At 69.7% G+C, this 14520-nt stretch carries 12 protein-coding genes and 1 rRNA gene; 9 read left to right on the top strand and 4 right to left on the bottom strand.

Features of this window, described 5'->3' with window-relative positions; translation table 11 throughout:
- Positions 1-6: 6 nt before the first annotated feature.
- Positions 7-1470: a DUF5719 family protein gene (locus tag BS75_RS14630; RefSeq protein ID WP_052069417.1), complete on the top strand. Its 1464-nt coding sequence runs from the start codon at positions 7-9 to the stop codon at positions 1468-1470.
- A gap of 3 nt (positions 1471-1473) precedes the next feature.
- Here the strand turns inward: BS75_RS14630 and BS75_RS14625 are convergent, their stop codons facing one another.
- Positions 1474-2037 (bottom strand): metallopeptidase family protein, encoded by a 564-nt coding sequence (locus BS75_RS14625; RefSeq protein WP_081982323.1) that lies wholly within the window; start codon positions 2035-2037, stop codon positions 1474-1476.
- A gap of 46 nt (positions 2038-2083) precedes the next feature.
- Between BS75_RS14625 and BS75_RS14620 the strand changes: the two genes are divergently transcribed.
- From BS75_RS14620 to manA, 5 genes are all read left to right on the top strand, one after another.
- Positions 2084-2515, top strand: a complete 432-nt coding sequence (locus BS75_RS14620) for a DUF3499 domain-containing protein (RefSeq protein WP_231608133.1) — start codon at positions 2084-2086, stop codon at positions 2513-2515.
- Positions 2516-2676: 161 nt separating this feature from the next.
- On the top strand, positions 2677-4062 hold the full coding sequence (locus BS75_RS14615) for a phosphomannomutase/phosphoglucomutase (protein ID WP_034088538.1): 1386 nt from the start codon (positions 2677-2679) through the stop codon (positions 4060-4062).
- A 113-nt stretch (positions 4063-4175) separates the two neighbouring features.
- Entirely contained in the window at positions 4176-4346 is a 171-nt protein-coding gene (locus BS75_RS46420) for a Trm112 family protein (protein WP_081982321.1), read from the top strand.
- A 38-nt stretch (positions 4347-4384) separates the two neighbouring features.
- A complete protein-coding gene (locus tag BS75_RS14610) occupies positions 4385-5680 on the top strand; it encodes an SIS domain-containing protein (RefSeq protein WP_034088537.1) in 1296 nt (431 codons plus the stop codon).
- Between the two features lie 66 nt (positions 5681-5746).
- Positions 5747-7009, top strand: coding sequence for a mannose-6-phosphate isomerase, class I (manA, locus tag BS75_RS14605; protein WP_034088536.1), 1263 nt, complete (start codon positions 5747-5749; stop codon positions 7007-7009).
- Positions 7010-7112: 103 nt separating this feature from the next.
- On the opposite strand, the gene BS75_RS14600 is transcribed toward manA, so the two are convergent.
- The 3 genes from BS75_RS14600 to BS75_RS14590 form a co-directional block, all read right to left on the bottom strand.
- Positions 7113-7583 (bottom strand): hypothetical protein, encoded by a 471-nt coding sequence (locus BS75_RS14600; RefSeq protein WP_081983282.1) that lies wholly within the window; start codon positions 7581-7583, stop codon positions 7113-7115.
- Between the two features lie 62 nt (positions 7584-7645).
- Entirely contained in the window at positions 7646-8476 is an 831-nt protein-coding gene (locus tag BS75_RS14595) for a heavy metal-binding domain-containing protein (RefSeq protein ID WP_197091939.1), read from the bottom strand.
- Between the two features lie 82 nt (positions 8477-8558).
- Positions 8559-9533, bottom strand: coding sequence for a heavy metal-binding domain-containing protein (locus BS75_RS14590; protein ID WP_052069416.1), 975 nt, complete (start codon positions 9531-9533; stop codon positions 8559-8561).
- A gap of 535 nt (positions 9534-10068) precedes the next feature.
- Between BS75_RS14590 and ahcY the strand changes: the two genes are divergently transcribed.
- The 3 genes from ahcY to BS75_RS14575 all read left to right on the top strand — a co-directional run bounded on the left by ahcY (position 10069) and on the right by BS75_RS14575 (position 14300).
- The gene (gene ahcY / locus BS75_RS14585; protein ID WP_034088535.1) at positions 10069-11517 is read left to right on the top strand and encodes an adenosylhomocysteinase; all 1449 of its coding nucleotides are present in this window, start codon (positions 10069-10071) and stop codon (positions 11515-11517) included.
- A gap of 86 nt (positions 11518-11603) precedes the next feature.
- The gene (locus tag BS75_RS14580) at positions 11604-12233 is read left to right on the top strand and encodes a hypothetical protein (protein WP_034088534.1); all 630 of its coding nucleotides are present in this window, start codon (positions 11604-11606) and stop codon (positions 12231-12233) included.
- Positions 12234-12781: 548 nt separating this feature from the next.
- Positions 12782-14300, top strand: a 16S ribosomal RNA gene (locus BS75_RS14575).
- Positions 14301-14520: the final 220 nt, after the last annotated feature.

Raw genomic sequence — 14520 nt, 5'->3', positions numbered from 1 at the left:
GCAGAGATGATCAGCCGCACCACGCAGTCCCTGCTCGGAGCCGTCGGCGTGCTCGCCCTCGCGATCGGCGTCGCCGAGGTCCACCCGCCGACCGGACAGGCCGCCGTCACCGGCACCGCCGTCCGCACCGCCGTCCAGAACAACAGCCTGGTCTGCCCGCCGCCGCTCCAGGGCAGCGGCAGCACCGTCTACAGCCTGGCCGCACCGGGGTCGAGCAGCTCCACCGCGAGCTCCGGCAGCGCCTCGCTCACGCCGTTGAGCGCGGCGCCCGCGACCGGCGGCAGCGCCGCCACGGCGCTGGTCCAGCAGACCGCCCTCGGCGGCGCGACCACGGCCAAGGCCGCCGCCGGGGACAAGGCCCCGGCCCTGATCGCCGCCGCCAGTGGCACCACCGCCCCGGGCTTCACCACACAGCAGACCACCACTGACGGGTCGTCGATCTCCGGTACCTCCTGCACCCAGTCGGCCACCGACTTCTGGTTCGTCGGTGCCGACTCGAACAAGGGCAGCAACGACTACGTCGAGCTGACCAATGTCGAGGACGTCAGCTCCGACGTCGACATCCGGATCTTCAACCCCAGCGGCGAGGTCGAGGGCACCCAGGCGTCGAACATCGAGGTACCGGCCGACCAGACCGTCTCGCTGCTGCTCTCCACGCTGCTGGGCCCCGGCAACACGGGTACGTCGCTCGCCGTCCACGTGATCGTCCACACCGGCCGGATCGCCGCCGCGCTGCACGCCGACAGCGGCAGCGAGGGCGCCGACTGGATTCCGGCCACGACCCTCGCCACCTCCCAGGTCATCGCCGGGCTGCCCGGGGACCTCAGCGACGCCACCCTGGTCGTCGCCGACCCGGGCGCGGCCGATGCCGACCTCAGCATCCACCTCGCCTGGCAGGGCGGCCTGATCGTGCCCAGCGGCCACGACTCGATCCACGTCAAGGCCGGGCAGGTGACCTCGGTCGACCTGGGCGCCATCACCAAGGGGCAGCCGGCGGCGCTGGTGCTCACCCCCTCCGGGGTCGGCCAGACCGTGCCGTTCATCGCGGGCGTCCAGGTGGTCCGGGGCAAGAGCGGATCGACCGACACCGGCTACCTGGCCGGCGCGGTGTCCGTCGGACAGCGGGCCACGGCCGCGGGGAACACGGCCGGTACCACGACCCTGCTGCTCAGCAACCCGGGCACCACCGCCGCTTCGGTGAAGGTCGGCTCACTCGGCGCCGGCGGCGCCCCGGTGGACCAGACGGTGCAGGTCGCGGCGGGTACGACGGTGTCGGTCAGCCCGCAGACGCCGACCGGCGGCGGGACGTTCGCGGTGACCGTCGAGCCGGTGTCCGGCGGACCGGTCTACGCCGCCCGCATGATCGGCACCAAGAACGGACCCGGGTTCACCATCCAGCAGTTGACCGACGACCGGAGCACGGTGCAGATCCCGCAGGTCGTCCAGGACGGCTCGATCCTGATGCCGTAGCCGTCACTCCTCCTCGCCGAACCCGCCGCCGAACTCGCCGAACCGGGGGTCGACCGTCTCCGGGTCGACCCCCAGGAACTCGGCGACCTGCTCCACGACCACCTCGTGGACCAGCGCCGCGCGTTCGTCGCGCCCCTTGGCCCGGTTCTCCACCGGCCGCCGGTAGACCACGATCCGGGGCGAGTCGCCCTTCTTCTTTGCGGGTACCAGCCGCCCGAGCGGCACCTCGTCCGAGCGGAGCGCGGTCGGCTCCGGCTCGGGTTCGCCCGGGACCGGGCCCGGAACGTCCTGGACGGCGAAGTCGACCTCGTTCAGCTGCGGCCAGTGCCGCACCAGGCGTTCCACCGACTCGCGGACGTAGTCGTCGAAGAGCTCCGATCTGCTCAGGGCGATGGGCACCTGAGGGGGCGCCAGGGGGCCGCGGAGCCCCCGGCCGTGTCGGTCCCGTCGGCGCGGACGGCTGTCGGAGGCGGCTGGTCTGTCCACCCGGGTCACACTAGTCAACTTCTCGGCCGTCAACGACCCGACCGACCGGGCCGATCTGTCCGGCCGATCTGTCCGGGACATGGCGCGGAGGTGTGCCGCGGACGTGATTCCGGCGACCCGCAGCGGCATATTCCACGCGACACGAGGGCGTGGTCGTCGCGGGCCGGTCACGAGTGCGGTACCGTCCATCGTCGTGAGCCCTGTCCGTCGATGTTCGCGTACCGCGTGCGGCCGTCCCGCTGTCGCGACGCTGACGTACGTCTACGCGGACTCGACCGCGGTCCTCGGCCCGCTCGCCACCTACGCCGAGCCCCACTGCTACGACCTCTGCGCCGAGCACTCCGAGCGCCTCACCGCCCCGCGCGGCTGGGAGGTGGTCCGGCTGACCGTCGACTCCGGACCGATCCGTCCCAGCGGGGACGACCTGGAGGCGCTCGCCAACGCCGTCCGGGAGGCCGCCCGGCCGCCGGCCCGCCGTCAGGACGGCGGCAGCCAGGCGGACCCCACCGAGGTCGGCCGCCGCGGGCACCTGCGGGTGCTGCGCTCCCCGGAATCCTGAGCACCCGCCACCGGGGTGCGGACGCACCGTCACCGGCCGTGCGGCTCCGTACGCCCACACCTTTCGTATACGTGCACCCGGTACTGTGCCCCCGAGGGCGACGTGCCCAGACATCGACGTGCCCAGCCACCGACGTGCAACGAGAATGGCGGAGACCCCGAGTGCGTGACCTCAAGCAGATCGTGAAGGCGTACGACGTGCGCGGCGTTGTCCCCGAGCAGTGGGACGAGTCGCTCTCCCGTGCCTTCGGTGCGGCCTTCGTCCGGGTCACCGGCGCGGACGCGATCGTCGTCGGCCACGACATGCGGCCGTCGTCGCCCGGCCTGACCCGCGCCTTCGCCGAGGGGGCCACAGCGCAGGGGGCGGACGTCGTCGAGATCGGGCTCTGCTCGACCGACCAGCTCTACTTCGCCAGCGGCAAGCTCGACCTGCCGGGCGCGATGTTCACCGCCAGCCACAACCCGGCCCAGTACAACGGCATCAAGATGTGCCGCGCCGGGGCCGCGCCGGTCGGCGAGGAGACCGGGCTGGTGGAGATCCGCGAGCTGGTCGAGGAGTGGACCGACGCCGACGGGGTCGTCACCATCCCGGTCGCCGACGGCGAGCCCGGCCGGATCACCCAGCAGGACGAGCTGCAGGCCTACGCCGACCACCTGCGCGGCCTGGTCGACCTCGCCGCCATCCGGCCGCTGAAGGTCGCCGTGGACGCCGGCAACGGCATGGGCGGCCACACCGTGCCGACGGTCTTCGACGGCCTGCCGCTCGACGTCGTGCCGATGTACTTCGAGCTCGACGGCACCTTCCCCAACCACGAGGCCAACCCGCTCGACCCGAAGAACCTGGTCGACCTCCAGGCCAAGGTGCGCGAGGTCGGCGCCGACATCGGCCTCGCCTTCGACGGGGACGCCGACCGCTGCTTCGTCGTCGACGAGCGCGGCGAGCCGGTCTCCCCCTCCGCTATCACCGCCCTGGTCGCCGTCCGCGAGCTGGCCAGGGCCAGGGCGGAGGGCGAGGAGGAGCCGACGATCATCCACAACCTGATCACCTCCTGGACCGTCCCCGAGGTCGTCCGCGCCAACGGCGGCAAGACCGTGCGCACCCGCGTCGGCCACTCCTTCATCAAGCAGGAGATGGCCCGCACCAACGCCGTCTTCGGCGGCGAGCACTCCGCGCACTACTACTTCCGCGACTTCTGGCGGGCCGACACCGGCATGCTGGCCGCCCTCCACGTCCTGGCCGCCCTCGGCGGGCAGCAGGGCACCCTGTCCGCCCTGGTCGCCGAGTACGACCGCTACGCCGCCTCGGGCGAGATCAACAGCACCGTGGCCGACCAGGCGGCGCGCACCGCCGCCGTCCGCGCCGCCTACGCCGACGTCCCCGGCGTCGCCTTCGACGAGCTGGACGGGCTGACCGTGACCGGCGACGACTGGTGGTTCAACCTGCGGGCGTCCAACACCGAGCCGCTGCTCAGGCTGAACGTCGAGGCCCGGGACGAGGCCGTGATGGCCAAGCTCCGCGACGAGGTGCTGGCCCTCGTCCGGGCCTGACCGCAGCGCGCCCGTTCCGCTGCCCCGTCCCACCCGGGTTCGGGGCAGCGGTACGGTAGTTTTCCGGGAGCGATCCCGCCCCGTCCCGCCGACCGACCACGGAGCACACCGGTATGAGCATCGACCCCGCCCTGCTGGAGATCTTCGCCTGCCCGGAGTGCCACGCGCCGCTCACCGAGGCCGACGACGAGCTGGTCTGCACCTCGGACGAGTGCGGGCTGGCCTACCCGGTGCGCGACGGCATCCCGGTGCTGCTGGTGGACGAGGCCCGGCGCCCCGGCTGACCCAGGTCCGGCACCCCGAGTACGCAGGAGAGCGCCGCATGATCGAGGAGTGGCTGCTGGACGACCCGGCGGCGCTGACCCGGGCCGACGAGGCAGGACTGCTGCTCGACCTCGCCTCGGCCGGTGCGACCGTGCGCAGGGCGCTGCGACTGGCCGGTGAGGCCGGGCTCGACCAGCTCCGTCCCGAGGGCAGGCCCCGGGCGGCCTTCGTCGCCGGACACGGCACCGCCGCGCTGGCCGGGCAGTTGCTGGCCGCGCTGGCGGGCCCGGCCGGCCCGGTCGTGGTCCTCCGTCCCACGCTGGCCGACCCGGCGCAGCACCCCGATCGGGACGATGCCGCCGAGGCGGCCACCCCGGCCGAGGTGCGCTCCGAATTCAGCCTGGGGCTCGACTGGGTGCTGCCCGGCTGGGCCGGCCCCTCCGACCTGGTGCTGATCCTCTCCACCCGGGGCACCGAACCGGGGCTGATCGCCCTGGCCCAGCGCGCGTACGCGCGCGGCTGCTCGGTCGTCTCCGTCACCCCCGCGCACAGCCCGCTGGCCGGGGCGACCGTCCAGGTCCGGGGCATGCCGCTGCCCTTCGAGCCGTCGGCGGCCGCGCCCGAGCCGCCGACCGGGTTGGAGCGGGACCTCCCGTACGACGCCCCCTCGGCCCTCTGGGGCCTGCTGGCACCCACCCTCGCCCTCGCCGACCGGGTCGGGCTGGCCTCGGTCCCCTATGCCTCGCTCCAGGCCGCCGCCGACCAGCTGGACGAGGCGGCGGTCCGCTGCCGCCCGGCCGCGGACACCTACAGCAACCCGGCCAAGGTGCTGGCCGTCCAACTCGACGACATGCTGCCGCTGCTGTGGAGCGACGGTCCGGGCACCGCCGCGGTGGCCGAGCGCTTCGCCCGGATGCTGGCCGACCACGCCGGGCACCCGGCCATCACCGGCGTCCTGCCCGAGGCGCTGACCACCCAGCGCGGCCTGCTCCTCGGCCACCTCGCGGCGGACCCGGACGAGGACGACTTCTTCCGCGACCGCACCGAGCAGCCGGACGGCCTGCAGCTGAAGGTCTTCCTGCTCCGCCGCACCCCCGCCCCCGCCCCCGCGCCCGCTCCGGCCCAGGCCGCGGCGTTCCCGGCCGAGGAGCCCGCAACCGAGGCGGAACCGCTTCCCCCGCCGCACGCGGTGGCCCGGGCCCACCGGCTCGCCTCCGACCACCAGGTCGGCATCCAGGAGCTGACCGCCCCGCACGCCGACCTGCTCGGCGGCCTGGTCGAACTCCTGGCCATGACCGACTTCGGCGCCGTCTACCTGGGTCTGGCCGCCGCGGCCCGGTCCCGCGCCCACTGACACCTGCAAGACCGCCCCCGTACACGTCGTCCCGCCTGCTCGGCACCACAGATCAGGATCTGAATCGTGGATCGTCTGACCAATGTCATCCGCCCTTACGCGTGGGGTTCCAGGACCGCCCTGCCGGAGCTCCTCGGCGCCGAACCCACCGGGGAGCCCCAGGCGGAGCTCTGGATGGGGGCACACCCGGGGGCGCCCTCCACGGTCGACCGCGGCCGCGGCCCGCAGCCGCTGAACGCCGTGATCGAGACCGACCCCGAGCGCGAGCTCGGTGCGGCGAGCGTCCGTCGGTTCGGGCCCGCCCTGCCCTTTCTGCTCAAGGTCCTCGCGGCCGGGGAGCCGCTGTCGCTCCAGGTCCACCCCGACCTGGAGCAGGCCCGGGCCGGCTTCGCGGCGGAGGAGGCGCGCGGGCTCGCCCTCGACGCGCCCGACCGCAACTACAAGGACGCCAACCACAAGCCCGAACTGATCTGCGCGCTCGACGAGTTCGTCGGCCTCTGCGGATTCCGGGCGCCCGCGCAGACCGCTCTGCTGTTCGAGGCCCTCGGCGTCCCGGCGCTTCGGCCCGTCGCCCGGATCCTGCGGGGCGAGTCCGAGGAGGCCGCGCTCAGGGAGGCGCTGACCGCGATCCTCACCGCCGACCCCGAGACGATGGCCGCCACCGTCCGTGAGACGACGGACGCCCTGGACCAGGCGGCCAAGGCGGTCGAGGCGGACGACATCTCCGGCTCCGCCCTGGCGAGCCTTCCCGGTTCCATGCTGGACTCCCTCCGCTCCTATGCCGGTCTCGGCAGGTGCTTCCCGGGGGACCCGGGCGTGGTCGCCGCGCTGCTGCTGAACCGGGTCCGGCTGCAGCCGGGCGAGGCGCTGTACCTGGGCGCGGGGGTTCCGCACGCCTACCTCAACGGGCTGGGCGTGGAGATCCTCGCCAACTCCGACAACGTGCTGCGCTCGGGGCTCACCCCCAAGCACGTGGACGTCCCCGAGCTGCTGCGGGTGGTCGTCTTCCGGAGCCTGGTCCCCGACGTGCTCCACCCGGTCGCCGACGTCGACGGCGAGCAGGTCTACCCCACGCCGATCGACGAGTTCCGGCTCTCCCGATTCACTCTGGGCGGCGCCGAACCGAACGCCGGCCGCATTCCCGGCGCCACCCCGCAGATCCTCCTGTGCACGGAGGGGACCACGGTCCTCACCGACGCACAGGGGTCATCCGTCACGCTGCACCGGGGCGAGTCGGTCTTCGTCCCCGCCGACGGCTGCGGCCTCCGGGCCGACAGCGCAGTCACCGGAACGCCCAGCACGCTGTTCCGTGCCACGGTCTCGGTGTAGTCGAGATCCACGCCCGGCAACCGAAAGTCGCCCCGTCCTCCGGTCCTTCGACCGGAAGCGGGGCGACTTCACTCGTACGGGTGCGCGTCCTGGAACGCGGCGGTCAGCCGCCCAACAGCAAGCGCTGCAGCGCGGCCCGGGCCCGGGCGTCCGACTGCGCCCGCTGGGCGACCGCGCCGGCCAGCTCCCGGGCCCACTCGTCCAGGGCGACCGGCTTGCGGGACAGCACCACGCCGCGGACCACCGTCGCCACCTCGCCCTGGGGACGGCCGTGCGCCAGCGTCAGGATCAGCCGGCGGTCGTCGAGCGAGACCTCCAGCCGCTCCACCCGACCCTCGCGGCCGGACATCCGGTCGCTCATGCTGCGCTTGCGGTCGAAGGCCACCGACCCCGGCGGCAGGGCGTCCGCCAGCGAGTCGGTGAGCACCTTGACGTAGATCTCCAGATCGGCCGAGTCCTGGCGCAGCGCCGCCGTCAGCATGTCCAGCGACATGCTCGGATCGTTCAGCTCGCCTTCGAGCGCCGCACCGCTGACGTCGTCCGGCCGGGCCGGCAACGGATCCTGCTCGCCCATCATCATTCCCTGCACTCGTGACCTGTGCCTGCGCCTGACAGAACCGCTAGGGGACGAGCTTCTCACCCGTCGAGGCTGAGGACCATGGTGGGGCGCTCGATCTCGTGGTCGGGACGCAGCGGGCGGACGGCGGTGCCGATGGAGAAGAACTCCGTGGTGTGCCCGCCCCAGCGGTGGTTGTGGGCGTTCAGCTGGACCCCGACCACGCCCTCCGCGTGCAGCGCCTCGGCCTCGGCCTGCATCCGGGCCATCGCCAACTCACGGGCGTCGTAGAGGGCCTGGGTGAACTGCTCGATCTCCACGTTCCGGCCGATGTTGGAGAACACGGCGCCCAGCCGCTGATGGGCGATGTGGTAGACGCAGGTGCCCATCACCATGCCGAGCGGGGCGTAGCCGGCCCGGATCAGCGTCCAGAAGTCCTGGCCGGAGAGGTCCGAGGTGAACGGCTGGCCCTTGTTGTTGCGCCAGGTGGTGTTGCCCGGGGCCGGGTGGTCGGCCTTGACGGCGGTGCCGATGGCGATGAACTCGGCGACGTCGTTGCCGAACTCGCGGGCCTCGACGGTGAGCCGGACGCCGACGATCCCGTCCGCGCCCAGGGCGGCCGCCTCCGCCTCCATCCGGGTCATCGCCAGCTCGCGGGCGTGGTACATCGCCTGGCTGAGGGTCTCCAGCTCCTGGTTCTTGTTCCACCGGCCGATCTGCATGCCGACGTGGTAGATGGAGCTGCCCAGCACCAGACCGATGGGCTTGAAGCCGGCCTCGCGGACGAGCAGGAACTCGTTCACGGACAGGTCGCTGGTGAAGATCGAGCCGGGCTTGCCGGGCTCCAGTTCCGCCAGCCGCCGCATGGCGTCGGCGGGAACACCCTCGGCGGTCGGTTCCAACTTGCTCATCTCACAACCCCTACTCGCTTGCACGCATTCGGCACCTCGGACGGACTGCCCCCGGTTCGCCGAGCGACCGGGTCACACCTGCTCACATCTGGCCATTCAGTTCGCTCAACTCCCGAGAGAGCCGCCGGTACTCGCCGACGTCCCGGTAGGGGCTGCCGGCGACTGCCGCCAGGCGCTTCCGCAGCCGGTCGCCCCGGTCGCCCAGGGGCATGACCGACAGTGTCTTCGGCGCGGCTTCGGTGGTCTTGAACCGGGCGATGGTGGTGGCCACCATCGTCGACTCGGCGACGTGGTCCTCCTGCTCGGAGTTGTTGCGGTTACGGCTCCGGATGCAGCCCTCGCTCCAGATCCGCAGTGCGCTGCTGGCCATGATGATCCCGTCGCCGCCGTGCCGTGCCCCCTGACGTTGCAGCTGCCGACGGGCATCCGCACGCACCCCGTGCACCAGTTCACTCCAACCGGTGACCTCGATGTTCTGCCAGGAGTAGGTCTGCGACTGGGTCCGGTAGTCGTCGTGGCGGACGCCGATGGACATCCCGACCAGCAGTTCCACCGGGACCCAGCCCGAGCTGAGCAGCTTGGCGAAGCCCTGCCCGTCCAGGTGCGAGGTGAACGGACGCTTCGGCCGGTACGGACCCCTGGCCCGCACCGCCGTGCCGATGACCTTGAACTCCAGGCAGTTGGGCTGAGCCGCGAACGGCGCCATGGTGAGCTGGGCGGAGACGACGCCGTCCCCGCCGAGCGCCTGGCACTCGGTGGTCATCCGCTCCAGCGCGGTGTGCCGGGCCTTCTCGAAGACGCCGACCAGCCCTGCGGAGGGGGCGCCCTGGCCGGAGAGAGCGATCGGCGCCTGTCCCACGTTGCCGTAGCTGAAGCCGAACCCGGCTCCCTGGTACAGGCAGTCGTGGTAGCCCCAGTAGGCGCCGCTGCGCCCGATGTGGAAGACGGCAGAACCCATGACCTGGCCGACGGGCTCGAAGCCGACTCCACGGATGGCAGCGAATTCGCTGGTGGACAGTGCGGAGGTCCAGGTGCCGCTGCCACTGATCTCGGCCATCCGCTCAGCGGCGGCCGGCGGCAACCCGGCTCCGCTCCATGGCACCGACATAGTTCTCCTGCTCTCGTCCTGCGGACCGGTGGAGGTTCGCCGCGTCGAACCCTAGAGCGAACATTCGAGCGCGCACACCGGAATGTACGCCTGTGTTCCAGAACCATGACACAGGGATGCCACTACCGATGTCGAGTCGTACGACACGCTCGACCATGGCCTGTCTCCACCTCTTCGCAGGGTGGAGACCGGGTCCATCGGTGTAGATTCGTCCCAGAGCCAGACGTCGCTGCTGATGGCGGTCGGTGCATTCGGTCGGTTCCCTCGCCCCTCGGGCGCGGACCCGCTGGTGAGCCGAGGGAGAGAGGACCTCCGACGCACTGGGTCGAGACAGCACGACCGCTCCGCGGCCCGTGTGCTTCGGCGTGCCGTGGACCTGCGCGCCCGGCACGGGAGTACCGGCGCGCCCCGTGCTGCCCGCGACCCGAACCGCCTGAGCCCTCGCCGGTTTCGCCGGCCCCACTTCGCGATGGAGAAGAAATACATGTCTGCCACCCCCCTCAGCGACTTCAAGGTCGCTGACCTCTCCCTTGCCGCCTTCGGGCGCAAGGAGATCCAGCTGGCCGAGCACGAGATGCCCGGCCTGATGTCCATCCGCAAGGAGTTCGCGGCCAGCCAGCCGCTCGCGGGTGCCCGGATCACCGGTTCGCTGCACATGACCATCCAGACCGCGGTGCTCATCGAGACGCTGACCGCGCTCGGCGCCGACGTCCGCTGGTGCTCCTGCAACATCTTCTCCACCCAGGACCACGCCGCCGCGGCCATCGCGGTCGGCCCCGAGGGCACCCCGGAGAACCCCCAGGGCGTCCCGGTCTTCGCCTGGAAGGGCGAGACGCTGGACGACTACTGGTGGTGCACCGAGCAGGCGCTCACCTGGCCGGGCCAGGTCGGCCCGAACATGATCCTGGACGACGGCGGCGACGCGACGATGCTCGTCCACAAGGGCGTCGAGTTCGAGAAGGCCGGCGTGGCCCCGGACCCCTCGACGGCGGACAACGACGAGTTCCGGATCGTCCTGGAGCTGCTCAACCGCACCCTCAAGGACTCCCCGCGCAAGTGGACCGAGGCCGCCGCCGCGATCAAGGGCGTCACCGAGGAGACCACTACCGGCGTCCACCGCCTCTACGAGATGCACCGCGACGGCAGCCTGCTGTTCCCGGCCATCAACGTCAACGACGCGGTCACCAAGTCGAAGTTCGACAACAAGTACGGCTGCCGCCACTCGCTGATCGACGGCATCAACCGCGCCACCGACGTCCTGATCGGCGGCAAGGTCGCGGTCGTCTGCGGCTACGGCGACGTCGGCAAGGGCTGCGCCGAGTCGCTGCGCGGCCAGGGCGCCCGGGTCATCGTCACCGAGGTCGACCCCATCTGCGCCCTCCAGGCGGCGATGGACGGCTACCAGGTCACCACCCTGGAGGACGTGGTCGGCATCGCCGACATCTTCATCACCACCACCGGCAACAAGGACATCATCCTTGCCCGCCACATGGAGCAGATGAAGCACCAGGCCATCGTCGGCAACATCGGCCACTTCGACAACGAGATCGACATCGCGGGCCTGTCCAAGCTGCCCGGGATCGTCAAGACCGAGGTCAAGCCGCAGGTCCACGAGTGGCGCTTCGCGGACGGCCACACCATCATCATGCTGTCCGAGGGCCGCCTGCTGAACCTGGGCAACGCGACCGGCCACCCGTCCTTCGTGATGTCCAACTCCTTCGCGAACCAGACGATCGCTCAGATCGAGCTGTTCACCAAGACCGAGGAGTACCCGGTCGGCGTCTACGTGCTGCCGAAGCACCTGGACGAGAAGGTCGCCCGCCTCCACCTCGACGCCCTGGGCGTCAAGCTCACCGTGCTGAGCGAGGAGCAGGCCGCCTACATCGGTGTCCCGGTCGAGGGCCCGTACAAGCCGGAGCAGTACCGCTACTGATCCCGCCCCTGGCGCAGCAGCACCCCTCCGAGTGGCCGACGTCCCTGGACGTCGGCCACTCGGCCGTTCGGACATAGGGTCGAACCATGCCCAGCGGCCGATACTCCTTCTACGACACCCACGACGACACCCCTCTCGGTGAAGAGCGGTTCAGCTGCGCCCCCGGCCCGGCCGGCTGGCGCTACACCGCGCAGACCTTCGCCGTCGACGGAAACCCCAACGGCTCGATCGATCTCACCCTCGACAGCCTGAGCCGGCCGCTGCGCCTCCAACTGCGCCTCGACGGCTGGCAGATCCGCGGCGGCGCGCTGGACGGACTCACCTGGGTCCGCACCCACGACGACGACCCGACCGGCCAACACGCCCGCGAGGGCAGCGACCGCGCCCATGCCTTCGCCGGCCGCTCCCCGGCCTTCCTGATCGCCACGGCCCGACTGCTCCGGCTGCGCCCGGGAGGCAGTTCCCGGGTCCGGGTGGTGGAGCTGACCGACCCGGTCCTCGCACCGCGCACCTTCGACCAGGGCTGGACCCTGGACGGGATCGAGTCGCACCCCACCGACGACGGAATGTTGGAGGTGGAGCGCTACCGCGTGGCCGACCTGGCCACCGGAGCAGAAGGACTGGTCCACCTGGCCGGCGACGTGGTGCTGGCCGCCCCCGGCATCGAGCTGGAGCAGTTGGAGTCGCCGCCCAGCAAACCCGTTGACGCGGGCTGACAGGCTGGGTAGGTTCGAGCGGTTGCCTTGATTGGACACACCACGAGGCGCCGAGTAGTCTCTGACGTCTCACCTCCAAGGCAGTCGAAACCTCAGCACGAACCCGGGCAGAAATGCCGGGTGAATGCTGTCCCGATTGGCTCGGCAGGCGGCCCGGGAAATCGGGATCCGGAAAGCCTGATAAGCTTACGGATGTCGGCGGAGGAATTCGCCGGATTGCTTGATGGAAACGAGAACGGCCGGTTAGACCGGCCGAAACGGATCTGCTAAGCTAAACAACGAAGAACGAACGCAGTAACATTGAAACGAACTGCTCGGAGAGACCGGTGAAAGGGTCTTGAAGAAAGCGTCCGTTCCTTGAGAACTCAACAGCGTGCCAAAAGTCAACGCCAAATGTTGATACCCCGTCCGGCCACATCATGTGGACGGTCGAGGTTCCTTTGGGAAAAACTGTAGTAAACACTAGCGAGGACGCAGTGCACGGGATCGGCTATTCCGCCGGTTGCTGTGCCGCTCAACGCGAGTGCGATCGGGATATCCCGAGAACATTCACGGAGAGTTTGATCCTGGCTCAGGACGAACGCTGGCGGCGTGCTTAACACATGCAAGTCGAACGGTGAAGCCCTTCGGGGTGGATCAGTGGCGAACGGGTGAGTAACACGTGGGCAATCTGCCCTGCATTCTGGGACAAGCCTTGGAAACGAGGTCTAATACCGGATACGACGCATCCCCGCATGGGGTGTGCGTGGAAAGCTCCGGCGATGCAGGATGAGCCCGCGGCCTATCAGCTTGTTGGTGGGGTAATGGCCTACCAAGGCGACGACGGGTAGCCGGCCTGAGAGGGCGACCGGCCACACTGGGACTGAGACACGGCCCAGACTCCTACGGGAGGCAGCAGTGGGGAATATTGCACAATGGGCGAAAGCCTGATGCAGCGACGCCGCGTGAGGGATGACGGCCTTCGGGTTGTAAACCTCTTTCAGCAGGGAAGAAGCGCAAGTGACGGTACCTGCAGAAGAAGCACCGGCTAACTACGTGCCAGCAGCCGCGGTAATACGTAGGGTGCGAGCGTTGTCCGGAATTATTGGGCGTAAAGAGCTCGTAGGCGGCTTGTCACGTCGGATGTGAAAGCCCGGGGCTTAACTCCGGGTCTGCATTCGATACGGGCAGGCTAGAGTGTGGTAGGGGAGATCGGAATTCCTGGTGTAGCGGTGAAATGCGCAGATATCAGGAGGAACACCGGTGGCGAAGGCGGATCTCTGGGCCATTACTGACGCTGAGGAGCGAAAGCGTGGGGAGCGAACAGGATTAGATACCCTGGTAGTCCACGCCGTAAACGTTGGGAACTAGGTGTGGGTCACATTCCACGTGGTCCGCGCCGCAGCTAACGCATTAAGTTCCCCGCCTGGGGAGTACGGCCGCAAGGCTAAAACTCAAAGGAATTGACGGGGGCCCGCACAAGCAGCGGAGCATGTGGCTTAATTCGACGCAACGCGAAGAACCTTACCAAGGCTTGACATATACCGGAAACGGCCAGAGATGGTCGCCCCCTTGTGGTCGGTATACAGGTGGTGCATGGTTGTCGTCAGCTCGTGTCGTGAGATGTTGGGTTAAGTCCCGCAACGAGCGCAACCCTCGTTCTGTGTTGCCAGCGAGTAATGTCGGGGACTCACAGGAGACTGCCGGGGTCAACTCGGAGGAAGGTGGGGACGACGTCAAATCATCATGCCCCTTATGTCTTGGGCTGCACACGTGCTACAATGGCCGGTACAATGAGCTGCGATACCGCGAGGTGGAGCGAATCTCAAAAAGCCGGTCTCAGTTCGGATTGGGGTCTGCAACTCGACCCCATGAAGTCGGAGTTGCTAGTAATCGCAGATCAGCATTGCTGCGGTGAATACGTTCCCGGGCCTTGTACACACCGCCCGTCACGTCACGAAAGTCGGTAACACCCGAAGCCGGTGGCCTAACCCGCAAGGGAAGGAGCTGTCGAAGGTGGGACCAGCGATTGGGACGAAGTCGTAACAAGGTAGCCGTACCGGAAGGTGCGGCTGGATCACCTCCTTTCTAAGGAGCTCTTCTCCCGGCTTCGGTCGGGCAGAGGGCCAGTACACCGGCGACTGTCCGGTGCTGGTTCGCTCATGGGTGGAACGTTGACTATTCGGCGCGATCATCGTCATGGACACGAGTACTGCTTCGGCGTGGAAAGTTCTGTGGGTGTTGGTCGGGTCGGGCACGTTGTTGGGTCCTGAGGGCACGGCCGCAAGGTCTGTCTTCGGTACGCCGG

This window comes from Streptacidiphilus albus JL83 (assembly GCF_000744705.1).
GTDB lineage: Bacteria > Actinomycetota > Actinomycetes > Streptomycetales > Streptomycetaceae > Streptacidiphilus > Streptacidiphilus albus.
The sequence above is the reverse complement of the archived record's forward strand: the minus strand, read 5'-3'. Positions and strand labels throughout refer to the sequence as shown.